Annotated in this window: 14 protein-coding genes; 8 read left to right on the top strand and 6 right to left on the bottom strand. The window is 42.6% G+C overall.

Annotation, left to right across the window (positions count from 1 at the left end; all coding sequences use genetic code 11):
* Positions 1 to 93: 93 nt before the first annotated feature.
* From ABWV72_RS15260 to ABWV72_RS15245, 4 genes are all read right to left on the bottom strand, one after another.
* Positions 94 to 3,198: an efflux RND transporter permease subunit gene (locus ABWV72_RS15260; RefSeq protein WP_353371541.1), complete on the bottom strand. Its 3,105-nt coding sequence runs from the start codon at positions 3,196 to 3,198 to the stop codon at positions 94 to 96.
* Complete coding sequence (locus tag ABWV72_RS15255; RefSeq protein ID WP_353371539.1) at positions 3,198 to 4,238, bottom strand: efflux RND transporter periplasmic adaptor subunit; 1,041 nt, start codon at positions 4,236 to 4,238, stop codon at positions 3,198 to 3,200. The genes ABWV72_RS15260 and ABWV72_RS15255 overlap by 1 nt, the downstream gene beginning before the upstream one ends.
* Positions 4,239 to 4,486: 248 nt before the next feature.
* Complete coding sequence (locus ABWV72_RS15250) at positions 4,487 to 5,305, bottom strand: LytR/AlgR family response regulator transcription factor (RefSeq protein ID WP_216049626.1); 819 nt, start codon at positions 5,303 to 5,305, stop codon at positions 4,487 to 4,489.
* Entirely contained in the window at positions 5,302 to 6,477 is a 1,176-nt protein-coding gene (locus ABWV72_RS15245) for a sensor histidine kinase (protein ID WP_216049625.1), read from the bottom strand. Before ABWV72_RS15245 ends, ABWV72_RS15250 begins: the two co-directional genes overlap by 4 nt.
* Positions 6,478 to 6,680: 203 nt before the next feature.
* Between ABWV72_RS15245 and ABWV72_RS15240 the strand changes: the two genes are divergently transcribed.
* From ABWV72_RS15240 to ABWV72_RS15230, 3 genes are all read left to right on the top strand, one after another.
* Positions 6,681 to 8,252: a sugar porter family MFS transporter gene (locus tag ABWV72_RS15240; RefSeq protein WP_353371536.1), complete on the top strand. Its 1,572-nt coding sequence runs from the start codon at positions 6,681 to 6,683 to the stop codon at positions 8,250 to 8,252.
* Between the two features lie 274 nt (positions 8,253 to 8,526).
* Positions 8,527 to 8,826 (top strand): hypothetical protein, encoded by a 300-nt coding sequence (locus ABWV72_RS15235; protein ID WP_353371534.1) that lies wholly within the window; start codon positions 8,527 to 8,529, stop codon positions 8,824 to 8,826.
* 53 nt (positions 8,827 to 8,879) lie between these two features.
* A complete protein-coding gene (locus ABWV72_RS15230) occupies positions 8,880 to 10,682 on the top strand; it encodes a Kelch repeat-containing protein (RefSeq protein WP_353371532.1) in 1,803 nt (600 codons plus the stop codon).
* 96 nt (positions 10,683 to 10,778) lie between these two features.
* Here ABWV72_RS15230 and ABWV72_RS15225 read toward each other — a convergent pair whose 3' ends face one another.
* The gene (locus ABWV72_RS15225; protein WP_353371530.1) at positions 10,779 to 14,219 is read right to left on the bottom strand and encodes a 1,3-beta-D-glucan phosphorylase, GH149 family; all 3,441 of its coding nucleotides are present in this window, start codon (positions 14,217 to 14,219) and stop codon (positions 10,779 to 10,781) included.
* 73 nt (positions 14,220 to 14,292) lie between these two features.
* A complete protein-coding gene (locus ABWV72_RS15220) occupies positions 14,293 to 15,675 on the bottom strand; it encodes a malectin domain-containing carbohydrate-binding protein (RefSeq protein ID WP_342805043.1) in 1,383 nt (460 codons plus the stop codon).
* A 406-nt stretch (positions 15,676 to 16,081) separates the two neighbouring features.
* Between ABWV72_RS15220 and ABWV72_RS15215 the strand changes: the two genes are divergently transcribed.
* The 5 genes from ABWV72_RS15215 to ABWV72_RS15195 all read left to right on the top strand — a co-directional run bounded on the left by ABWV72_RS15215 (position 16,082) and on the right by ABWV72_RS15195 (position 25,242).
* Entirely contained in the window at positions 16,082 to 18,697 is a 2,616-nt protein-coding gene (locus ABWV72_RS15215) for a glycoside hydrolase family 16 protein (RefSeq protein ID WP_303499387.1), read from the top strand.
* A gap of 108 nt (positions 18,698 to 18,805) precedes the next feature.
* The gene (locus ABWV72_RS15210) at positions 18,806 to 21,772 is read left to right on the top strand and encodes a TonB-dependent receptor (protein WP_353371527.1); all 2,967 of its coding nucleotides are present in this window, start codon (positions 18,806 to 18,808) and stop codon (positions 21,770 to 21,772) included.
* Between the two features lie 105 nt (positions 21,773 to 21,877).
* Positions 21,878 to 23,437, top strand: coding sequence for a tryptophan halogenase family protein (locus ABWV72_RS15205; protein ID WP_342805046.1), 1,560 nt, complete (start codon positions 21,878 to 21,880; stop codon positions 23,435 to 23,437).
* Between the two features lie 60 nt (positions 23,438 to 23,497).
* Positions 23,498 to 24,220, top strand: a complete 723-nt coding sequence (locus ABWV72_RS15200; protein ID WP_216049616.1) for a SapC family protein — start codon at positions 23,498 to 23,500, stop codon at positions 24,218 to 24,220.
* Between the two features lie 5 nt (positions 24,221 to 24,225).
* Positions 24,226 to 25,242 (top strand): cupin-like domain-containing protein, encoded by a 1,017-nt coding sequence (locus ABWV72_RS15195; protein ID WP_353371525.1) that lies wholly within the window; start codon positions 24,226 to 24,228, stop codon positions 25,240 to 25,242.
* The last annotated feature ends 1 nt before the right edge of the window (position 25,243 follow it).

Genomic DNA, 25,243 nt, shown 5'->3' with positions numbered 1-25,243 from the left:
GCGACGATAGCAGTAAATCTAACACTATTTGGCTAGGCAGACAGTAGGCACATTGTACTGTCTGCCAGCATAATTTATTGGCAAATTTAAAACCTATTCTACGGCGATCCCCGCGGCACTGGCTTTATCTAGTTCTTCATCAAGACGTTTGGCTTCGTCTGCTCTTGGTTTAGTGAATCTGGCTAATCCTAAATACAGCACTGGAGTTAGATAAAGGGTGAACACCACTGCAATTCCAAGCCCACCAAAAACGACCCAACCAATAGCGTTTCTAGCTTCAGCTCCAGCACCGGTAGAGAGGATTAAAGGTAAACCACCTAAAATGGTAGACACTAAGGTCATCATAATCGGCCGTAATCTAACTTTGCCGGCTTCTATAATGGCAGCATAAACACTGTAGCCTTGATCACGCATTTGGTCGGCAAACTCCACCAGCAAAATACTATTTTTAGCCAATAGGCCTATCAACATCACCAAACCAATTTGCGAATAAATATTAATCGAAATTCCAGTGATATAAAGAGCGAATAAGGCAGATGCGATACCAAAAGGCACGGTTAAAATCACCACCACAGCACTATTCACACTTTCAAATTGAGCCGCCAGTACTAATAAAACTATAATAAACGCCAACACATAAGTCATCAGCACTTGTTGTGAGGTCTCTTCGAATGTTTTAGCTTCACCAAGAAACACTAAGCCAATTCCTGGCGGCAAGGTTTCTTGGGCTAATTGGCGAATACTATCTACCGATGTTTGCATCGAAGAGTCATCAACCAATTCTAATTCTAATTTAATGGAGCGGCGTTGAGCGTGACGCTCAAGTTCTGAAGCAACACCTTCTTCGGTTATATAAGCAAGACTAGATAGCGGTACTAAACCACCATTTTGTGAAGATACATAAAGGTTGGTGAGATCAGAAGGATTAGCTAAATTGGCATTAGATGCCTGCAGAATGATTGGTATGGCCTGATCACCCACATTCAAATCTGCGATGTCATCACCATTGATAGCCGCTCTGAGGGTGGTTGATATATCCGAAAATGATACCCCTAACTCTTCAGCTCGACGTCTATCTATATTCACTCGCAATTGCGGTTGCGTAGGTTGATAGGAAATTTGAATGTCGCCAAACCCTGAAAGCTGTTGTTCAATGTTTGCTTTAAAATCTAGCGAAGCCTGATAAATTTCAGCATACTCTTCGCCGGTCAAAGCCAGTTCCAATCCTCCGCCTTGGCCCCGTAAATTTAGACTATTCGAACCAAAAGCTCGACCAGGCGCGCCGGGAATTGCGCCAACTTCAGCTTGTAATTGCTCAATAATCTGTTGTTGCGATTGACTACGTTCATCCCAAGGCACCAAAGGCGCCGTAATAAACACAATATTAGGATCCCACTGCCCGACTACGGTATAAATTGATTTAACCTCACCTTTTTCAACATAAGGCATCAATGCATTTTCCATTTGCATGGCTTGGCGATCCATGAAGTTAACCCCTACACCATCGGGACCTCGAGCAAAAATACGGATATTACCGCGATCTTCGTTGGGTAAAAGCTCATTATCTAATGATTGATATAAATAACCGGCGTATGCCCCAGCAGCCAATGAGAGTAATAAAATTAACCAGCCATAGCGTAGGCTCCAAGCTAGACTTCGCTCGTAACCCCGAGAGCACCATTGCCCAAAACCGCCCAAAAAATGCTTACTATTTTTCTTAATTGGTAGTCTCGCAGTTAATGCCGGCACTAGAGACAAAGCCACAAAAGATGAAATAATCACTGAACTGGCTAAGACACCACCAAATTCACGAAATAAACGTCCCGCCGTTGACGGCAAAAATGCAATAGGAATAAACACTGCGGCCAATACGGCTGTGGTTGCTACTACAGCGAAAAACACCTCGCGACTGCCGATAACCGCCGCCGCTCTTGCCCCTAAACCGAGCGAGCGCCGTCGTTGTATATTTTCTGAGACCACAATAGCATCGTCAACAATCAGACCTGTGGCCAACACCAATGCCAACAGTGTGAGAATATTTATCGAAAAACCTAACATCCACATCACCGCCAAACCTCCGACTAAAGACACTGGTATAGCAAGTGCAGGTACAATTGTTGCCCGACCGGAGCCGATAAACACCCAAAGCGTTAATACAACTAGGCCAATAGTAAACGTCAACGAGGTAATTACTTCTTCTACAGAGCCACGGATAAATTCCGCATCATCTGAGGTGACGACGATATTTAACTCTGGAAATCGCAACTGTTGTTGCTTGACCATTTTCAGAACTTCATTTGAAATTTCAATGGTGTTTGAGCTGGCTTGCCGTAAAACCCCCAACCCGATGACAGGGGTACCGTCTAGTCGCACCAGACTTTGCGCATCCGCGGGACCAAAATACACACTTGCCACATCTGCCACACGGGTGTCGCCTCTAATAACAATATTTTCAACTTGATCTGTGGTCACTGAGGTCGCGTCTGCTCTAACAATCAGTGTTTGGTCGGTAGACCTGAGGCTACCCGCTGGAACATCGAAAGGGGCAAGTCTGAGGGCATCAGCCACATCTGTTACTGATAAGCCAAAACTGGTTAATCGTAAAGGATCGATTGTGACCCGTAACACCCGCTCTCGGTCACCATTAAGCCGCACATCGGCGACTCCAGGAATACTCAGAAACATCGGCGCTAAGTCAGTTTCAACCATTTCGGTCATTGCTTCCATGCTCATGTTGTCACTGGAAACAGCTAAGCTAACTACTGCTTGTGCGTCGTTATCCGCTTTGATAATAGAAAGTCGTTCAACTTCATCGGGTAATTCCCGTTGCACTCGGCTAATTGCTTCACGGGTTTCATTGGCAGCGTCTTCTAAATTGATACCGGGACGAAATTCCACAACGGTTCGTGAATTGCCCTCTTCACTTTGTGCTCTGATGGAGTCAACCCCACTTACGCGCGCAATAGCGCCTTCTAGTCGACTCGTTACCTCCATGTCAACAGTTTCGGGTGAACCTCCCGGATAGCTAGCAGAAACAGTTAACCTAGGACGGTCTACATCGGGTAATTCACGTACTTCAAGACCGCTTAGTGCAGCAATTCCCGCTATCATGATTAACAAATTGATTACTACGATAAGTACAGGTCGGCGCACCGACAAAGACGGTAAGTCTTGTTGATGATGGGAAGATGAGTTCATTAATTTGTCTCCTGTGCTCGGACTTTAACAGCCTGCCCTGGTCGCAAACGTTGAATACCTTCTACAATCAATTGCTCACCTTTGCTTATATCTCCTTCTACCAGCAGATAACCGCGCATACGCTGTTTAATTTGCACCTCAACTTTTACCGCTTTACCATCTACCATCTTCCAAATGTATGCACCGGTTGCGCCCCATGAAAGGCCTGATTCAGGAATAACTGGATAAGATTGCCCCTGCACACTGATGTTGACGCGAAAGCTCATTCCTGGACGGTAATTATCTTGTGCATTGTCTAAAATAGCGCGAGCTAAAATAGTGCGATCAGTATCACTGATTCTTGAATCTAACTGGGCAATTTCAGCCTCTAGTGTCGCTTCTCGATTGGTCCATGGTTGTACGGTAACTAAACTGTCTTTTGCTAGCGTATTGGCGGCAGATTCTGGGGCACGGAAATTGATAAACAATTGGCTTCGGTCATCTAAAGTTGTGATTAATGTTTGTTGGGTAATGCGGTCGCCAACTTCCACATCAGTGAGTCCCACATAACCTGTAAAAGGCGCGATGACTATTCTGTCTTGTAATTCTATCTCAGCATCAATCACATCCATTTTTGCTAACTCTTTAGCAGTTGACGCCACATCTAGTGCGCTTTCTGTTACCGCACCTTTGCTACTACTTTGCTGTAACCTAGTTAAATTCCTAGTCGCATCATGAAGTTGAATCTTGGCCCGTTGTAAAGCCGCTTTTTGACGACGAGAATCAAGCTCTAACAATACCTGACCTTGCACAACTTTTTGTCCAGGTACAAAGTTTACGGCCACAACTCTATCTGCGGTAGCCGGAAAGATATCCACAGATTTTATAGCTTCAGCTGAACCCACGGCCTCCACCGAAGAGCTTTGAGTGTCTAAACTAACACTATTTACAATAACTTCTGTTGGTCCTTTGGCGCCAAATTGCTGAGCATGAGCAGAATGAAAAATCGTCAATGTGACAAGTATGATAGGAAGCAACAGTATTGTCGTGATGTAATTCATCCGTTTATTCACCATGTAAAGTTTTGAAGTGTTACGTAACTAACGGCCATTTTGATTTTATTTTCATCATAAAAATTAAAACTCAGTTAGATATCTGAAATAACAGAGTTTTTCATCTAACCTGTAGTTATTGATGTAGCCAGTCGTTAATGGAATGTTATAAGAGCATTAGAGGATATCAAATACAACTGAGAATAACGCATAAAAAAGGCGTTGGTCGAATTCACTATGATAAAAATAATAAATGGTTATTTTTCAGTTAGAAAGGTACGAATTGATTCTTTGTAATTTCGGCTTACTTTAATCCGCTCCGTGCCCCCTTGGAGCTGTAAAAAGAACTCCCCTTTAGTATGTGGTATGACTTTTTCAATGAAGTTCAGATTGACGATAGTGGAGCGATGGACCCGCTTAAAAACTGTATCATCAAGTTCTTCTAGCAATTCTTTGAGAGTAATACGCTTGATATGGGTTTCTCCCTCAGCATGCAAACACACGTAATCCCCAGCGGCATCAATCCACTCGATATCGGATTGTTTGAGCAAGGTAATTTCATCCCGCTCTTTAATCACAATTTTACGTTCTAGGTTATTGTTTGCATGATTAGCCGCAAGTTCTTCGTCTTGCTCAAAATTGCTTTCTCTGCGACTAATGGTATCAATGGCACCGATAATTGGTATTTTATAATCCACCTGTTCATTTGCCGCCATTCGTTCTTGGGCTCGTTCAATTGCTCTTTGAATTCTCTCCGTATCAATGGGTTTGAGAATATAATCAACCGCATGCACATCAAAAGCATCTAATGCATATTGTTCATATGCCGTGGTAAAAACAATCAAAGGAACCAGTTCACTTTGCAGGTTTTTCACCACGTCAAAACCATTCAACCCAGGCATTTGAATATCGAGAAAAACCAAGTCGGGATTTAAGTCCATTATCAATTCAATCGCCTGACGACCATTTTTACCTTCACCAACAATTTCCACTTGTGGTAACTGGTTCAATTTTGCTCGCAGTACATTAAGGGCAAGCGGCTCATCATCGACAATAACGGCTCGAATCTTGTTCATGCAGTTTTTTCCTTGGTATTGGTCCTGTCTACTTTATCCGCTAGATTGTATTCACAAGGAATATTGATAATGGTTTTCAGGCCACCTGATGGTAATAACTTGATATCCATTGAATAATCATCAGAATAAAGTGCTTTGAGGCGTTCGTCAGTATTGCGTAAACCAACACCACGTCCGGTAGAGCTTTTCAATTTACTTTTAGCGATTTTAGCCCCAGAGCCAGTATCACTTAATTGTAGTATTAAACGATGATCAACAACATCGGCTCTAAACTCGATTGTGCCACCAGACTCACTTTGCGCAATAGCGTGTTTCATTGAGTTTTCTATAATGGGTTGCAATAAAAGACTGGGTAACAAAGCCGATTTGGCTTCAGCTGTAATCTCAAAATCCAATCGCAAACGATCTTCAAAACGGGTCTTCTCGATCTCCAAATATAAATTTAACGCATTGACTTCGGTTTCCAACGGAATCTTAGTATCTGGATTATTATCCAATGAATAGCGCAAGAACTTGCTCAATTGGACTGTCATTTTTTGAGCCTTGACAGTTTCGTTGCTTTCAACCAACGAGTTAATTGCATTTAAGGTATTGCATAAAAAATGCGGATTGAGCTGATAACGAAGCATCTTAAGTTGTGCATCTCTTGCCACATTTTGTGCTTTCATGCGTTTCAACTGCTCTTCTTTGGCTTCTGATTCCGCTTGCAACAATATAATGTGTTCAGTCTGCAACAATTCATAATATCGAATGCCATGAAACAGACCGGCCCAGCATAGAAAGATGAAAATACTTGCAAAATGCCAACCACCAAACTGCGTCCATTCGGTGCCATCGCCAGTAAGAGAAATAAAGGCATATACACGAGCCAACGTCCAAACAAACGACACCAGCATGACGGTGATAAAACCAACTAGCGCTCGAAAACGAGTACTTTTGTCCCAAATGTGCATGAACACCCAATACAACACCAAGGACAACATTAGTCCTAACAGAGCTTGGAGTATAATATGCAGGATGTGAGGCCAAGAAAATGGACCGTACCAAAGGGTGAGTACCGCAAAGCTCATAACACTGACAAATAACCAAAAACCAACTTGCCACAACCAAAACTTCCGACTCGGCTGATTAGCAATAAAGCGTTTTGTAAAATCCGTTATTTTTTGCAACATAGTGAACCTTTCGAAGGTGAATCAAAATTTTACACTCTGCCCGATCGAACCGCCAGTTTTGCAGTCCGCCCTACCGCAGCGGCGAACCACTTTACCGTATATTCACCTTTAAAAGTAAAAAATAAGTTAACGTAAATCGTTAAATTCACTAATATCACGAAATTGATACTTGCTAATCCAGCCCTAAAACAAGAGCGATTAATATGTCAAAACACACTTCATTTTCACTTTTTTACGTCGCTTTTATTTCACTTATTGCTGCATTAGGTGGGTTCTTAATGGGGTTCGATGCATCGGTTATTTCTGGTGTGGTGAAATTTATCGAGCCCGAGTTTGGATTAACCAAATTACAACTAGGCTGGGCCGTTGCATCACTTACCCTTACGGCTACTTTAGCAATGATGATCTCAGGTCCACTAGCAGATAAGTTTGGTCGAAAAACGGTACTAAAAGTCGCCGCTTTCCTATTTTTATTATCTGCCGTATTGTCGGCAGTCGCCCCCAGTTTTCTGATTTTAGTTCTGGCGAGAATGCTAGGTGGTTTTGGTGTTGGCGCAGCATTGATAATCGCTCCTATGTATATCGCTGAAATTGCCCCTGCCAAGTTTCGTGGTCGACTGGTATCACTCAATCAATTGAACATTGTTATTGGAATCTCTGCTGCTTTTTTCACTAATTATTTAATTTTACAACTTGGTTCCGCAACAACACCGGAACAAGATACGTGGAATATTCAACAATGGAATTGGCGCTGGATGTTAGGCCTAGAAGCAATCCCAGCGTTGTTATATTTCTTTTGTTTGAATTTTGTACCAGAAAGTCCAAGATGGTTATTACTGAAAAACAGGCCGGACGAAGCCAAACAAGTGCTTTGTAAAACAGTTCCTGAAGCCGAATTAGAAGATACACTTAATAGCATAGAAGCAGGCTTAAAACAGGATAACCAGCAACAGCAAACCTCACTTCTAACATTGCTTAAACCGAATATGCGCTTGGTAATGATCATCGGTATTTCAATTGCTATTTTACAACAAATTACCGGAATTAATGCGGTGTTCTTTTATGCGCCTATGATATTTGAGCAAAGTGGATTCGGTACCGACGCATCCTTTATGCAAGCCGTTTTAGTGGGCTTAATTAATTTACTGTTTACCGTATTTGCCATATTACTGATCGACAAAGTGGGACGGAAGGCATTATTGATATTTGGTGTATCAGGCATCGCTGTTTGTATGGCCATGATGGCGTTTCAATTTGGTCAAGCAAGTTATCAGTTAGATGCTAAAGCATTAACCGAAATCCCTGTTGAAATTAGCCACGAAAGTCAAACGGCGCTGACCCAAACAACGTACATGAACGATTTGCAATTTAAAGCCGCACTGGTTACGCATTTAGGCGCTGATATAGCACTGAAACATGAATCGGAACTCATTGCTGCTTCGATCAACGTCAACCAGAAATGGGTGCTCATCAGTTTATTAGGTTTTGTCGCTTGCTTTGCCATTTCTCTTGGCCCCGTCATGTGGGTGTTATTTTCAGAACTGTTTCCCAACCGAATTCGCGGCATTGCCATCTCGTTTGTGGGTTTAATTAATTCGGCGGTAAGCTTTTTAGTGCAACTCATCTTCCCATGGGAATTAGCCACCTTAGGTGTCACTTATACCTTTGCTTTTTATGCAATTTTTGCGCTTATTGGCTTAGCGATTATCATCTATTACTTACCTGAAACCAAAGGCAAATCTCTGGAAGAGCTGGAGCACATTTTGGTGCGCTAAAAAGCCAAAACATAGAGACGAGCCTTGCGCTAAACCCTAATCAGATTAAGGGGAATAATAATTTAGTTGCCAAAAAAAGTCTTGATGTAGGCTAACCAGCTAACATTTCATATAGTTCTCGATTATGGATATTAGAGACAAAACAAGGAGTTACGCACAAACAAGTTATTCTGATTTTACTAATGGTTGTTATTTACGGATGTGCCTCTACGCCGCCAAGCGAAGGTGATAACGCGATTTAAAGACTTATGAACAATGAAAAGCTGAAAATAAGTTGTTAAGCGCCGAAGATTATGAGCAAACTTCTGGCAATAATTATCAGATCGAGGCATTGTATGCGGACGCGCATAAATGCGCTAAGAAGAATGTTGATTTAGTGGTTACCCTCGATGAAAAGGGTAAAGCAGTACAAACGTTGACGAATAAAGATGCTCAAACCAATCAGTGCTTTTTGCAGCTTGCGAAACAAAAAGAATTTACTCCCCCACCTAAAGCACCATTCTATCTTGCGGTAGAAATGGAGCTTGATTCCTATCAAAACCCATTTTCCCAAGTTTTTGGTCAGTACAACTAACCTATTGAATGATAGTGGCTGGTCGCATTTTTAATATTTTAATGGAAAAATCGATGAAAAAATTGATTCTCATTTTTGTAATTGGCGCTTTTCTGAATGGATGCGCTACTTATGAAATCAAATCAACACGTTTAGATAGTAGCCAGCCACTTGCCCAGAATCACGGTGTAGTTGCACTTCAAGTAATAAATAACACAGGTCGGTTAGCACCACTGCATGCAGGATGGACCGAAGTTATAGCAGTTAGAATGGACAATCACGAGCAAATTAAGCAGGCCGCGATTGAAGAGGCAAAAGCGAAAGCCGCGGCCAAAAACAAAGCATTCAATGAAGATGAAGTGGAGTGGGATCCTGAAGCTTATACTTTTTCACCTAACTCGCAAGGTGTTGTAGATAGTCAGTTATTTGCCGGCAGCATGCCAGAAGGGCAATACATAATTGCTTCTCTTTATAGTTTTTATTCCGATGGCAATATGAGCTCTTGGTTGACTATGCCCGTATATGCTTCAGCTGGTACGTTTAACGTAAAAGCCGGTGAGTTTACCAATTTAGGTAGTTTGGTTTTCCAACCTTTGTTGAATATTAAAGAAACCTCCTTTTGGAGTAATCGCTCTTCTAGCAAAGCCTATGTCACGCGTATTAGTGAAGCGGAAAATCTGCAAGATTTTATTATTGAACATTTCCCCAATTTAGCCAGCAGCGTTAATTTCAATCAATCACTTGGTTGGGAAGATGACAAGTTTGTCCAATTTCGCGACAAATTAAGTAGCCTCTCACGCAACAATGCCTATGGCAGCCAAGCCCTGATTTTAGAAGACCACAAACAACGGGCTGTGGCCGCTAAGTTCGGTCAGTTACACGTTGTAAACCAAGACAATAGTTGGTCTCAAATTGATTTACCGACAAACGGACAACTAACCAGTGTTTTAGAGTTAGACGGTAAAATTTTAGTTGGCTCCGAGCGCGGACAAGTATTTGTTAGCGACAGTTTGCAAGGAAGTTGGACAGCAACTCAGCCAGTTTCAGCAGCAGAGTCAATTATTTGGTTTGGTAAAGCCAAGGAGGCGCTATTTGCAGTGACCGCTTCGGCAAAAAATCATTACTTCTACAGCATCAATAAAGACGACTTGTCTTGGCAGCGTATAGGGGATTTTGAACGAAAAAACCCGAATGATTTTTGGGTGCAAAACGGTGGGTTATTTCCGATTTTAAGCGCCGATGGTCAACTCAGAGTGCTTAACGATAACAAGCTTCATGATTTCGACGTCGAATCTAACCAGTGGAGTAGCGTGAAATCCTCACCAATGGTGCAAGTTTCACAACTGGAAAATGGCGTATTGGTTGGCTTAGAGGTTAGTCAATGGGATGGTATAGGCGATCAGGCCGTTAGCTTTGATTACGGACAAAGCTGGATATCCCTTAACCGCAGTTTAAAAACTTTTGGGGACAATACTACAGATCGTTCGTTACCCATTGTTCTGGAAGACAAAACCCTTATTACCCTTGGACGAGCAGATAAAACAGTTAAACAACTGCAAATTATTAGTACCACCGCGAATAGTGAGGATGTTTCAAGAAAAGACTGGACTATGCGTGGCACAGCTAAACCAGATTGTGAAATAGCCTTGCCTAAATTAACTAACGGGCAGCGTATTTACTTCTTGTGCGATCAAGGACAAATCGTCAGTACCGATGACTTTGGTCAAACATGGAGCAGCGACGTCAAAATGGACATTGCCGCCATGCAAGCTGAATACGAAAGTTTATTGTCTGCTGTTGCAGAGGAAGAAAAGCAAGAAAAAGAAGCAGAGAAACAAAAACAAGCAGCAGAGCAACAATCCGCTGACAGTGAATAACACGCTAGTTATTTAAAATCTTGTTTACTTGTTATCCAAGTATCACCGCTGTACACACGATATCTATATCACGCAAGTACAGCGGTGAATCCAAATTTAGCTAAACAATTGCTGTTTATTTAAACTCAGGTCTATTTTTCGGATTTGCCCTGAACGATCGAACAACATCTGACTTTGTTGTTTAGTTAGGCAGTTTTGCTGCAATCTTTCAATCTTGCCATTTGAGTATTGAATGCAAATCTCACCTTCCCCCTGCTCTTTCAAATGATATACAAATGGTACCTGACACCAGGTAAATCCTAAGCTTTTGCAAGGTAAAGCCAGCTTTTGCCAGTTTCCGTCTATATCGAGGTATGTAAAGTTTGTGGCATCTGCAGAAAATTCTTGGCTGCGCAATAAAGCCGGATTGAAACTCACTTTACCATCGGCTACATGCAAGCCAAACTCAGCAAATCTGGTGAGAATTTCCTCTTTTACTTGGCCAGTCATTCCAGGTTGTTGAGCACCTGCATGTTTTGGCGTATGTGAGTATGGGTCGGTAGGGAAAGCACCATATTGTTCAGGGGTTTTGTTAAAGCCGATACCTTTACGCACTTGATAATAAAGTTCACCTAAGCGCTTAATTAGGTGCTCACTTTGCTGCTCTTCAATTGCCTGAAAGAACTGCTCTTTTACCGCAAGTAATAACTTCGAAACCATGTGCCAATAGATGCTACCAAGTCCTTCAAAGCCAAACATACCACCGGATCTACCAGTAAAGGCGTTGTGCTTAAATACATCTTCATAGACAGCTAAAATAAGATTTTTTTCAGCCCCTAGTTGTTCGCCGTATTGCAAAACCAAAGTATCAATTAAGTCGGCAACATCATTGGCATTTTTGAGATCTGCACTAAATCTTAGTATCCCTCGATTGTCTAGCATAATCAGACGCTCATCGTTGTTGGCTAACATTTGTTGGCAAAGAATTGATTTATCTAATGCACCTTTAGGTACTTTATTTTTATCTAAGAATCGACTTTGCACTCTATCGGGATACAACATGAAGGTTTGTTGGTCCGCACGGTATATGTCTGAATCAAACAACGCATCTAATACCGCTATGGCTTCCTCACCTTTAATTGCACCGCTACTAAGCGCCGCAACCTGACCTTCTAACATAGGATAAAGATGCCCTACTTGTGAACATTGCGGTTCCAGTTTCAACACGTTGTAAGCATGATATAGCCCGTTTTCAGCACGATTACTTTGAATACTATGGTCTATAGCTAACAAAGCATCATCAATAAGGACATGGATTCGGCGCATCACCTGAGTCGTTTTGCCAGTAAATCCCTCAGCTTGATAAACGCGCTTGCGATAAGCTTCTGCGGCCAAGCCAAGGCGCTGCATCATCTCAAAACGCGCAGTGTTTGAAACCGAACCTTGGGTTATTTGTTGCGCGATAGCGTGTAAAGCATCGCAGCTATCTAATAACCACTGGTTCACTTCCAATGATAATTGCACGTCTTGCTGCTGCTCCGCGATAAGCGTTTTAAAGAAATGTAAGTAGCGACGAATGTAATACAAGGTGACCATGGATAAACCTTGCCCCACTAATGCATTATTCGCATCATTCCATTCTGGTCGCTGAGTATTAAGCCAGATGCCTCCGTCAATGACTAAATTACTGAGCTTAGACAACAAAGGAACCAACAACTTTTCGACTAAATTAACTTGGTAAACTTCACCACTTTTAGTCAACACCAATTTGCCATCCGATCCCATCGCCTGTACTCGTTGCTCAATCTTTGCAGCTAACTCTTCATCGTATGAAACGGTATCTTTCGCATTCGCCAATAGCGCGTCAAAATCCTTAATCCGATATGGCACGTTTGCATAACTGAATATGTCAGCAGCTAAAAGTTGATTGAGTTTTTCGGGGTGGAACTGCTTTGACAGCTCTAACATTTTCAGCAAATAGATAATTTGATGATCTCCCCAGTAGCCAATATAGCTCCAGGGATCATCCGGCTCTTCCACTTCCCAATCGATTCCCTGTTTGGTAATACGGTAAGGGTTATAGCCATCCATTGTTGAGGCATTCAAAAACTTGGCGATGACACTTTCAATAAACTGCGGGTAGCTGAAGGTGAGCGATTCCCAGTTTTGAAAAATATCCCGCCAATTGCCTTGGTAGGAAAGCAGTGGATTGCCCTGTTTATCTTTTAAATTGATCGCAAATTGATTCCAAGGGCGGCTTGGATCACCATGGCGGCGTCCAAAGGTAATAGGTAAATATTCAAACGCCAGCCTTTGCAGTTGCAGATCACCCACCTGCTCTACTTCCGCTATTAATGTTTGCACAGAGAATTTATCATCCAGAGCTGCGAGGAAATTCTGATTGGCGTGGTAAACCCCTTGATTAAAGGTTTTCACCGTTTTAATAAAATCGTCTTTTGTAATCAGATATTGATCATTAAAAATACCGCCACGCAATACATTGAACAAGGTATTCGCATAGTGGTGAACTGACACTTCTTCTTCGTTGGTTTGCTGAAAACCATCACTACTGGCCATAATTCTAGCAAGAGCATCACTGCCTGCGGCAATCGAAGAGCTTATTTTGCTTTGCAAAGTACTGGGAGAATTTAACTCCTCAAGTAAAGCAGTAACTTGTTTTTGGTCTTGTTCAACGTTTGCGACTAACATCCAGCTTTTATGCTGAGATGGCATTAGTTCAAATTTACTATTCACCAAATATGCGCCACGAACTCCACGATAAGAGGATTCAGTCACGATTTTTTGTTGATTTTTGAAACTGTTAATTTGCTCTTCCGATAATAAAATATTTGGTTCTTGCAAGCCTAAGCAAAACACCACATTAGCTCGCAACGACTCACTAGGTTCAGCTCTGTCTGTAATGCCTGAATATAAAGTAAAAATGCCGGTTCCAGTGTGTTCGTCAAGTTCATTAAACTTATACGCATCGACTAAATTACTTGACTGAGATTGGGTAAATCGTGGGGTGCCAGCGGGCAAAATGTTGAGCAACCCATCAAGTATTTCAGCGTTCACTGGCTGTTCTGAAATGTTTTCTATCTCAGCGGTGCGACAGAATCCGTATTCGTCGCTAGTAGCCCAGGTATAGCGGAATACCAATTGCAAAGTATGATTTATTTCCTCAAAACACAGCTTATTACCCAAGGTATTTTTGTAAAGGTTACGGCTCAGGGAGTAATTGTGTTCGCGCAGATAATTGAACGGCTCCCAGTGATTAACTTTGTCATCCAGAATGATTTTAAACACTGTTTTACACCCAGTGTGATGACAGCTTTCATGGATTTTGTCTACTGTAACATACGGAAACAAGGCAGTTTCAGGAGACACGCGCCCTGCGGTTAAGCCACCTGTTGATGAAACAAAAAGCCAATGGTCGCTATCGGATACCAAACTTATGAAAAAAGCCGGCATTTGATCAACATTTTCAATTTTGTAATAACGTTCACCGGCCAAATTGACAAATGAACCATTAATCTTTTGGTTTATCGTATTTTTCATATTTTTAACTGCTTTGTTAAGTAAATTGTTAACCGGTGTCGCCACCCATGATTAAAAAGTTGAAGATCTATGATTACTGTTCCAGCTGATAAATTCGAACGTAGTCGACTTCCATTTTCACAGGGAAGATACTGTCATCTATTGGCCCACCAGCCCTTCCCCAGCCCCCCCCGATAGCAAGGTTTAGAATGATGTGATAGGGATGATCGAAGGGCCAGGCTTGCCAACCTTCGCCTTGATTCGAATAGTAGAAATAGGGAATATCATTGTATGCAATAATGATATGCTCTGGTCCCCACTCCAGAGAGTAAATTTGGAAGTCGTTATTGACCTCAGGGCCAACGTCGATACTGGCTTTTCGTTGCTCCCAGTTAACCCAATAGTATGCTTTGTTATGCACAGTTCCGTGGATATTGTGAGGGTCGTAACCAACATACTCCATAATGTCGATTTCACCGGAGTTAGGCCATGCGTCACATTCGTTATTGCCTTGCCATTCGCTATCAGAACTGCATTTGGTAGCGTATTTGAAAGCATCACTAGGTAACATCCAGATTGCCGGCCAGGTGCCTTGTCCCGCTGGTATTCGAGCACGAATTTCTGCCTTTCCGTATAGAAAGTCACCTTTGTCTTTGGCGTGAATTCGCCCCGAGGTATATTCTGCATTTGCAAACTGCTCTTTATGGGCTTCAATAACAAGTACACCGTCTTCTACCCGCACATTTTTCAATCTGTTGGTGTAAGTTTGATCCTCATCATTTACTTTACGAGCAGGCCAAATATCATAATTCCACTTTTCTGTATCTGGCGCGCCTGAATAGTTAAATTCGTCCCCCCAAACCAATTGCCAATGCTGTGGATCTCGTTGTTTACTGCGGACAATAATGGCATGTAAAACAGGTGCATTTTTAACCCCTTCTAGGACAATATTCAGTTCACCATCTTGTACCTTAATATTCGGTATAGTGCGCACTAGTGCTGATAATTTTTTACCATCTCTGGCAACGGTTATATCAAGGTTTTGTATTTGATTTTGCCCCTCGATGTTAATGTTAAACAGCCTATCCGATGCCCGCATATCTGTCGGCTCTGCGAACTTTAAGGTAACGTCATAAATGCCATTCTTTACTGCTAGAGGAAGGTTCATATCGCCTATACGATAGGTTTCGAACAACCTAGGATCTTGAGTTCCTTTTATTCCTTTTGACTGTCCTTTAGTATTGGCGACTGTAAACGTATCGGCTTGATAAAGAACCCCGTCCTGTCCAAGGTACTCAGGACCGCCAACATTAATTGCATGTACTACTGAGGCTGCAAAAACCTCAGATGCCCCTTTGGGCGATGCTGGTTGAAGATTATTTTGTGTTACTTGAGAATTTGTACACCCTGCACCTACCCATATAAAGGAGCATGAAAAGCACAATATGATAAACCGCGAAAAATGATAACTTTTCATACACAGCCCTTGTTTAAATAACGTTAAATTATTAAAAATTTGTTGCTAACTGTATGCAAACTTTTGCGGCATGCAACGTAAACGAGGTAAAGCGGACTAGTGAGGCGGCCAACTGGCCTCACCCCCATAAAAAACCCAAAAAGCCTTTAAAATAGCGGCTTTAGAATGTATTTTCGATTTATACCTAGCTCTCAAAATTGGTATAATTAGTGTATAAGTCCGTTCCATCTCCTACTAGTCCCGCCTTATCGATTTTCGCCCGCAGATTATTAACCTTTGTGTTACATATCAAATCAGGCAATTAACATCTGGTTTGGAATCTGATAATTCACTGTGACGACATAACGCAGAAGCATCGGATTAATAACCAGTCAAAATCACTTTGGTTTTGTTTTCGGAGAACACAATGAGAATAAAAAGCGTAAAGCACACGACGCGCAACTTGTCTCTATCTGTAGGTGCCGCTATCGCGATATCTTTAACTGGTTGCGGCGGTTCTAATTCAGATACAGATTTAAAAGCAGTTGATACGTCCGCGCCAGTCGAAGACTGGGTGATGATTTGGAATGATGAATTCGATGGGGATAGTATCGATTCAACCAAATGGAGTCATGAAGTCAATTGCAGCGGAGGCGGGAACAATGAACAACAATGTTACACCGACTCCTCTGAAAACTCTTTTGTCGCAGATGGTATGCTTAATATTGTCGCAAAACCTGCCGAAGAAGGTGCCGAACTACCCTATACGTCTGCGCGATTAAGAACGAAATATAAGGGTGACTGGACATACGGCCGCTTTGAGATGCGCGCTAAATTACCCTCTGGACAAGGTAGTTGGCCGGCATTTTGGATGTTACCTACCGACGAAGTTTATGGCTCTTGGCCCAAGTCAGGTGAAATCGATATTATTGAAGCGGTTAATTTGGGTGTAGTAGATGCCGACGGTAACGAAGAAAAATATGTCCATGGTACTTTGCACTATGGTCGCGACTGGCCGCAAAATGAATCATCCGGTAAGGAATATCTTCTGCCAGATGGTGCCAATCCAGCTGATGACTTCCACACCTACGCCATAGAATGGCAAGAAGGCGAAATTCGCTGGTATGTCGATGGCTATTTATATGCAACTCAAATGGCTTCAGAAGTCCGTTACAACAGTAAAGGAGAAGCCTCTGGTTTAGTTCATCAAGGTTGGTTCTCTGAATACTTCGATATTGCCACTGGTGAAAAAGAAGTACATTGGGACGCTGCGCCATTTGATCAAGATTTCCACATTCTACTCAACTTAGCAGTAGGTGGAGATTGGCCTTCAAACGTAAACAACCTAGGTATCGATGAAACCGCATTTGCCAACGGACAAAGTTACATTATTGATTATGTTCGTGTTTACGAATGTTCAACCAACCCGATGACGGGTAAAGGTTGCGAAACAGTTCGCGGTGGTTATAAAGATGAAGATGATGCTTTGGTAACAGGCAAGGCTCCGATTCCTGAACCTCCTTCAACAGGAGTGGTTCAAGAACTCACCGTTTTTGCCGATGCGGCCAATCCGGATTGGCCCATTTGGGATTGTTGTGGTGGCTCTACTCCTACTATTGAGACCGATGACGCCGAGCATGGTGCAGTGGCTGAATTTGTGATTGGAGCTGCGCCTACAGTGATGGGTTTTAACACAACCTTACTTGATACGCCTGTGCGTTTTGATGCATCCCCTATGTTAACCGCTGGTGCTTTAACTTTCGAAATGAAAGTTGTTTCATTGCCAAGCGACGCTAACGCGGTGTGGAAATTTAAAATTGAAAGTAACAGTGCTAGTCAGGCAGTTGAACTCGATATCACACAGGACGTTGACGGAAATCCATTGACTGCAGGTACATGGCAAACCTATTCATTTTCTATGCAAGATTTGGCAGATGCAGGTTTGGATTTAACTGGTATCGACGTCATCATGATTTTCCCTGCATGGGGAACAGGTGAAGGCGCGACTTATCGTGTAGACAACGTAAAATTTGCCATCGACTATCCTGAACTGGTGTTATTTGCGGACCAAACCAATATGGAATGGCCCCTGTGGGATTGTTGCGGCGGATCAACACCTGTTGAAGCGATTGATGATGAAGAACACGGCACAGTTGCAGAATTTAGCATTGGTGAAACGCCAACGGTAATGGGCTTCCTATCTGGCGACGGGGTAAAATTCGATGCCAGTTTGTTAGAAGCCGTTGGTGTAATCCAATTTGAAATGAAAGTTGTCACAGGTACTGCTAGCGACACTACGCCTTGGTTGTTTAAAGTAGAGAGTAATGGTGCAGCACAAGCAGTAGAACTGGACTTATCTGCCAGCAACGAAGGGGTTGCCCCGGTAACAGGCGAATGGCAGACCTACACTTTTAACTTACAAGATTTGGCGGATGCCGGCCTTGACTTAAGCGCTATTGATGTGGTCATGATATTCCCTACATGGGGTGCAGGAGAAGGCGCTGTTTACCGCGTCGATAATGCCAAGATATTCAACCCACCACCTCCCTCAATTACGCTTTTTGCTGACCAAGAAAATGCCCAGTGGCCAATGTGGGATTGCTGTGGTGGTTCAACACCAACTGTTGAAATAGATGGGGATGCAGCACATGGAGCGACGGCTGAATTCCAAATCGGTGCAACGCCAACGGTAATGGGTTTCTTAGCAGAAGATGGCGCAGAGTTTGACGCAACAACCCTATTAACAAGCGGGGTTATTCAATTCGATATGAAGGTAATTGCTACACCAAGTGAAACTACAGCTTGGGTGTTTAAAGTGGAGTCTTTAGGCGCAGAAACCGCTGTGGAATTGGCCCTTGAAGCGAGTAAAGAAGGCGAAGTTCCGGTAACCGGCGAATGGCAAACTTACACATTTGATCTTCTGACACTTTCCGACGCGGGGCTGGATATCAGTGCTATCGACGTCTTAATGATATTCCCAGCTTGGGGCACCGGTGACGGCGCAATTTACCGCATTGATAACGTAAAGATTACGTCTGAATGATAGCTCGAAATAAAAACTAATTACTGCTTACTGGGTTTTGTGTCTACACACAAAGATATAAAGCCCAAAGGGTTTACACAGAATAAAGAACAATTAAGTAGGGCAACTATGAAACATATGACCTTCAAGAAAAAATACTTAGCTGCGTCAATGTCTATGCTTTTAGGTGGGGTTTTAGTACCCGCCGCCAATGCACAAGAAGACGCTGCGGTTTCGCAAGATGATGTAGAAGTGATTCAAGTAAAGGGAATTCGCGGTTCATTGTTACGAGCAATGGACATTAAACGCGATGGACAAGGGGTAGTTGACGCTATTTCTGCTGAGGAAATGGGGAAATTTCCAGATACCAATATCGCTGAATCTTTGCAACGTATTCCCGGCGTGACAATCAGCCGTAAAAATGGTGAAGGTAGCCAAATCACCGTTCGTGGTTTTGGACCTGATTTTAACTTGGTCACCTTAAATGGTCGACAAATGCCAGGGACAGGAAATACCCGTTCTTACGATTTAGAGAATTTGTCTTCAGACGGTGTGAGCGCACTAGAGTTATATAAAACCGGACGCGCTGACGTTCCAAGTGGTGGTTTAGGTGCAACAGTAAATATTATTACCGCCAAACCGTTGAGCAGTCCAGGCTTAAAGTATGTTGTGTCAGCCAAGGGCATTTACGATGAATCGAATGTAGAAGGTGATGATATCACGCCTGAATTGTCAGCTCTTTATAGCAATACTTTTGCTGATAATACGTTTGGTGTGGCAATTTCGTTATCAATGCAAGAACGTAACTTCCAGCAACAAAGTGCAAATGTTCCGGGCTGGCAAGCGGATCAATCTCTTGGCACAACCACTGACTTTATTGATTTACGCCCTGACGCGAGCAGTTTAGAAGAAGATACCTTAGACGGCTCATTGGAAGACGGGAAAGCTGGCCACACCTATTTACCTCGTCAAATCTCATACAATATTAATAATGTAGAACGGACACGTGTAAACGGCATGGCGACGCTGCAATATGCGCCACGTGACGATATGACTTTCACTTTAGATTATGTCTACTCTGAATCAGAAACCGCCACATCTGGTCAAGGATTTGGAATTTGGTTTAACTTCGGCGGAAACATAAATTCGTACGAGTTAGATGAGCGAGGTTCGGCAATTAGCTTAACTGAATCAAGCAACGATTTTGCCCACTCAGCTAACGTTGAAACACTGTTAGTAGAAAGCGACTCCATTGGCTTTAACTTTGAATGGCAAGCAACTGACAACTTTCATGTTGAGCTTGATTACCACGACTCTAAAACCACAACAGATAACGGCGCAGATAATGGCACAGGTCACTCTGGCAACGTCATTTTAGGGCCGAATAACATAGTGACAAAAACCTATGATTTCTCTGGTGGCGGCGTCCCGCAGTTTGATATCACCTGGCCGAATGGCGCAGAAGAAGCCGATCCGGGTGATTTTGATCCCCTTTTCGCTCAATTTGGACGTGCAGAAGGCAAGTCAACCATTGAACAAATCCAATTAGATACTGAGTGGGTTAACCCCAACGATAGCTTCCTGACAAAAGTGCAATTTGGTCTAGCCAACACGGACCAATATTTTGGTGGATACTCTGCCAATAACGGTAATGTTGGACCTAATGGTTATAATGGAAACCAAGCCATTTTCCCAGATAGCATGTTCACCCGAACCGATACCGGCGACTTTTTAGATGAGTTTTCAAATGGCGGGAGTAACCTCGTCACTAACTATTACTATACCTTCGATTATGCAGAAGTGATTGCTAGAATGCAGGACTATTTTGGATTTTCAACTGACCCTCTTAATCCTGATTTTGGTACCAATAGCCGTGCAGATTTAACAGAAGAAACCCAAAGCGCCTACCTATCTGCAGATATGTATTTTGAAATTGCAGATATGCCTTTGGATGTGAATATAGGCGTACGTTATGAGCAAACTGACGTTACCAGCTTAGTGTTACAAGATAGCGTGGAAGACTACCTAGTTTGGACAAACCCCACTGAGTGGCAAATGCGCTATCGTGCAAGTGATGGCGGTACTGTGACCTATACCGGCGAGCATGATGTAGTGCTACCTAATTTAGACATTAAATTAGAAGTTACTGACGATATTGTTGCTAGATTCTCTGCCAGTAAAACTATCACTCGAGCACCTCTTGGCAACTTGATAGGCGCGAGATCTCTATCAGGAAGTCCCAAGCCCGGCGGTCGTACAGGCTCTTCAGGGAATACCAACCTACTGCCATTTGAGTCCACTAACTTAGATTTCAGTTTTGAATATTACTATGAAGAAGGCAGTTACGCGTCACTTGGCTATTTCCGCAAAGACGTAAAGAACTTTATTCAAAATACCTTCACTACTATCACAGTTGATGGCCTCCGAGACCCGTATATTGGACCAAGGGCTATTCAAGCTGAAGCAGATTTAGTGGCTAATGGCATACAAGCTACCGATGGCGCGATTTGGCAACAAATCATTGATAATGGCGGCGGCGTAGATGACGATTGTTGTGAAACTCAAATCGTTCGCCAAAGTGACGACGATCCGCTAGTTGAATGGCTAGTCAGTCAGCCGTCAAACGGCGAGAAAAAGATGGTAGACGGGATTGAATTCGCGATTCAACATTTGTTCGGTGAAAGTGGCTTTGGCGCTGCCTTTAACATGACATTAGTTGATGGTGACGTGAACTATGACACTGAAAACTTCTCGGTACAGTCTCCATTAAATGGGCTAAGTGATTCAGCAAACGTCCAAGTGTTTTACGAAAAAGACGGTTTATCGGCCAAGCTCACTTATGCATGGCGTGATTCCTACCTAATTGGTATAGGTCAGGCACAAGGCACAGCTGAAGCGCCTCCACAGTTTTTTAAAGAATATGAGCAGTACGATATGAGCATTAACTACGATGTTAACGACAATCTAACCGTATTCTTTGAAGGGCTTAACTTAACCAATGAAACCGAGGAAGGTTACGGACGTTATGAAGAGCAATTCTTGTTTGCTCGTCAATACGGTACCCGTTATAACTTTGGTGCGCGCTATTCATTTTAAGCGCAAATAAGCAAGAAAAAGCCGTCTTAGTGGCGGCTTTTTGTTATTATTTTGTAAATTTACATTTAATATAGAATCAATGTAAAGCGTGGCTGGGAGTATAATTTGTCAACTAATCAAATTCGCAATGTTGTCATCGTAGGGGGTGGCACAGCCGGTTGGCTCACCGCTGGCGTAATTGCCGCTGAGCACATGGCTCATTCAGAACAAGGTATATCAGTTACCCTAATTGAATCACCAGACGTGAAACCTGTGGGTGTGGGCGAAGGAACCTGGCCAACTATGCGCGGAACCCTGCGTAAGATGGGTGTTACCGAGACCGACTTTATCCGCTGCTGCGATGCCACATTCAAACAAGGTGCTAAATTTGCTAAATGGGTGACCGGAGCAAAAGATGATGCCTATTACCATCCACTGGTTTTGCCTCAAGGTTATGAACAAATTAATTTAGCGCCATTTTGGCAACAGCAAGCTGCGCATATTCCCTTTGCCGATGCAGTGTCATTTCAGGGGCAAATATGTGAGCGAGACTTAGCACCAAAACAAAACACTACCCCAGAATTCGCCCATGTTGCCAACTATGCATATCACTTAGATGCAGGTAAATTTGCGGCGTTCCTACAACAGCATTGCACTGAAAAGCTTGGAGTCAAACACATACTTGATACTGTAATCGCAATTAATAGCCATGAAAATGGCGATATTCGAAGCTTATCAACGAAACAACATAATGATCTTAACGGTGATTTATTTATCGATTGCAGTGGATTCCATGCATTATTAATTGGTAAACACTATCAAATACCATTTATACACAAAAAGGACATTTTATTTAATGATGCCGCACTAGCGGTACATGTGCCTTACCCTGATGAACAAAGCCCGATTGCCTCGCATACTATATCGACTGGACAAAGCGCCGGCTGGATTTGGGACATTGGTTTACCTTCGCGTCGCGGTGTTGGCCATGTTTATTCCACAGCACATATCAGTGATGAGCAAGCTGAATTGGAATTGCGTCAGTATATTCGTGAAAGTATTGGCAATAAGGTTGATGAACTTAATGTTCGTAAAATTCCCATTGTGCCGGGCCATCGCGAAACCTTCTGGCATAAAAACTGTGTTGCTGTTGGTTTATCGGCTGGATTCTTGGAACCACTGGAAGCCTCCGCATTGGTATTAGTGGAATTGTCTGCGGCGATGATCAGTGAACAGCTTCCAGCCAATCGCAACGTAATGGATATAGTCGCAAAACGATTCAATAATAAATTTCGTTATCGCTGGGACAGAATCATCGATTTTCTAAAATTGCATTATGTACTGACCAAACGTACTGATTCTGATTATTGGATTGACAATTGCCGAGCTGAAACTATTCCTGAGGGGCTCACAGAACTGATGGAATTGTGGCAACACCAATCACCATGGCACAGTGATTTTACCCAAACCGATGAGGTATTCCCGTCAGCAAGTTATCAATATGTATTATACGGAATGGGCTTTAAAACTCAGCAGTCTAAAACGATTAGACGCTCTGATAATCAGCAAATTGCGCTGGAAAACTTTAGAAAAAACCAGCAAATGACAGAAAAGTTACTCAGAGGATTACCCACCAATCGGGAACTGATTAACAAAATTCATCAATATGGATTGCAACGAATTTAGGTTTAAGTTCACAACTGTTAAAGCGAACCACCTTCACCAAATATTAATTAGGAAAAGCTAATGGCCAACCATCAACTACTGGATAATGTCACCCACAAAGATTTGCAGGTAATCACGGATTTTTTGCCTAACCTTGGCGATGATATTAGTTTTACCAATGTGTTTGTATCTGAGTTTCGTGAAGCTCAGGGCTTGTATCCTCTATTTTTTCACAAACATACTGACACTGGAAAATTCGAAGCTATAGCGCTTTTTGGGTTTGCCCCACTAGAGAACCTTTATCTAAACGATTCAGGCTGGCAGGCCAACTATATTCCGCTAACTATTCGTAGACGCCCTTTTCTGATTGGCTTCCAAAACGTGCAAGTTGATGGTGTACTGAAACAAGATCCCGTGGTATTTGTGGATATGGATAGCCCAAGAGTCAGTCAAACTGCCGGAGAGAAGGTATTTCTGGAACAAGGTGGGCAAAGTGATTATTTGCAAAATATTAATTCTGTACTGCAAACCATTCATCAAGGACATTCTCAAACTGATGAATTTATAGACACCATTATGCAATATGAGCTGATTGAACCGGTTAGTATAAAAGTACAGTTAAAAGACGGCTCTAATCATGAGTTAAATAGTCTTTACAGTGTTAACGAAGAAAAAGTAGCAGCCCTTCAAGGGGATGTTTTACAAAAGTTACACCAACAAGGATACTTACAAATGATGCATATGATGGAGGCGTCCATGTCGAACTTATCACTATTAATTGAAAAGAAAAACGCGTCGTTGTAAGCCCTATGAAATTGCCTTTCGATTCAAAAAATAGCTTAACAGAAGTGCTTAACAGTACAATAGCCGACTTAAATCAAGCACAACTAAGTAGTTCTTTACCCTGTATTTTTAGAGGTCTAGTGGCAGATTGGCCATCCGTAAAAGCGGGATTAGAATCACCTCAATGTGCAGCTGATTATTTAAATCAATGGGCCAACAACAATCCCGTTCAGGCGTTTGTGGCACCACCAGAAGTGGCTGGCCGGTTTTTCTATAATGACGATTTGCAAGGCTTCAATTTTCAGCCCAAAACCACCGTTTTTAAAACCCTGATTAACAAAATGATTGCGCTTGCCGGGAGCAAGGATTCACCTTCCACTTATCTAGGCTCAACCTCGGTGAATCATATTTTGCCGGGATTCACAGAACATAACAAATTACCGCCATTGCAAGACTCGCCGTTAGTCAGTATTTGGGCTGGTAACCGTTCTCGTATAGCTGCGCACTACGACATACCAGATAACCTTGCATGCAATGTAGTCGGCCGACGTAGGTTTATATTATTTCCCCCCGAGCAGTTAGCTAACCTGTATATAGGTCCGTTGGATTATACGCCGGCAGGACAATCAGCTAGTTTAGTGGATTTTCATCATCCAGATTTCGAAAAATACCCTAAGTTTGCCGAAGCAATTGAACACTGTTTTATCGTTGAACTTGAGCCGGGAGATTGTATCTTCATTCCCAGTATGTGGTGGCATCATGTTGAAGGGCTGACTGAATTTAACGTTTTACTGAACTACTGGTGGCGTCAAGTTCCGGATTACATGGGCACGCCGCTAGATGCACTCAATCACGCAATATTAGCCATTCGTGATCTACCTGAATCGCAACGTCAGGTGTGGCAGGATGTTTTTCAACACTACGTATTTAATCCTGCAGAAAACGCGCATATTCCCGCCACTAGAAAAGGAATATTAAGCCCCTTAGATGAAACCTTGGCGAGACAGCTACGCAGTCAGTTATTAAACAAATTAAACCGATAGT

Source organism: Aliiglaciecola sp. NS0011-25, assembly GCF_040370605.1.
Lineage (GTDB): Bacteria > Pseudomonadota > Gammaproteobacteria > Enterobacterales > Alteromonadaceae > Aliiglaciecola > Aliiglaciecola lipolytica_A.
Note: the sequence above shows the minus strand (reverse complement) of the source record. Positions and strands in the feature narration are given on the sequence as shown.

What these genes read in the sequence shown, in the direction of transcription:
- ABWV72_RS15240 (WP_353371536.1), top strand. Translation starts at nt 6,681, where the DNA reads ATGTCAAAACACACTTCATTTTCACTTTTTTACGTCGCTTTTATTTCA.
- ABWV72_RS15215 (WP_303499387.1), top strand. Translation starts at nt 16,082, where the DNA reads ATGAGAATAAAAAGCGTAAAGCACACGACGCGCAACTTGTCTCTATCT.
- ABWV72_RS15260 (WP_353371541.1), bottom strand. Translation starts at nt 3,198, where the DNA reads ATGAACTCATCTTCCCATCATCAACAAGACTTACCGTCTTTGTCGGTG.
- ABWV72_RS15245 (WP_216049625.1), bottom strand. Translation starts at nt 6,477, where the DNA reads ATGTTGCAAAAAATAACGGATTTTACAAAACGCTTTATTGCTAATCAG.
- ABWV72_RS15210 (WP_353371527.1), top strand. Translation starts at nt 18,806, where the DNA reads ATGAAACATATGACCTTCAAGAAAAAATACTTAGCTGCGTCAATGTCT.
- ABWV72_RS15225 (WP_353371530.1), bottom strand. Translation starts at nt 14,219, where the DNA reads ATGAAAAATACGATAAACCAAAAGATTAATGGTTCATTTGTCAATTTG.
- ABWV72_RS15220 (WP_342805043.1), bottom strand. Translation starts at nt 15,675, where the DNA reads ATGAAAAGTTATCATTTTTCGCGGTTTATCATATTGTGCTTTTCATGC.
- ABWV72_RS15200 (WP_216049616.1), top strand. Translation starts at nt 23,498, where the DNA reads ATGGCCAACCATCAACTACTGGATAATGTCACCCACAAAGATTTGCAG.
- ABWV72_RS15230 (WP_353371532.1), top strand. Translation starts at nt 8,880, where the DNA reads ATGAAAAAATTGATTCTCATTTTTGTAATTGGCGCTTTTCTGAATGGA.
- ABWV72_RS15195 (WP_353371525.1), top strand. Translation starts at nt 24,226, where the DNA reads ATGAAATTGCCTTTCGATTCAAAAAATAGCTTAACAGAAGTGCTTAAC.
- ABWV72_RS15255 (WP_353371539.1), bottom strand. Translation starts at nt 4,238, where the DNA reads ATGAATTACATCACGACAATACTGTTGCTTCCTATCATACTTGTCACA.
- ABWV72_RS15250 (WP_216049626.1), bottom strand. Translation starts at nt 5,305, where the DNA reads ATGAACAAGATTCGAGCCGTTATTGTCGATGATGAGCCGCTTGCCCTT.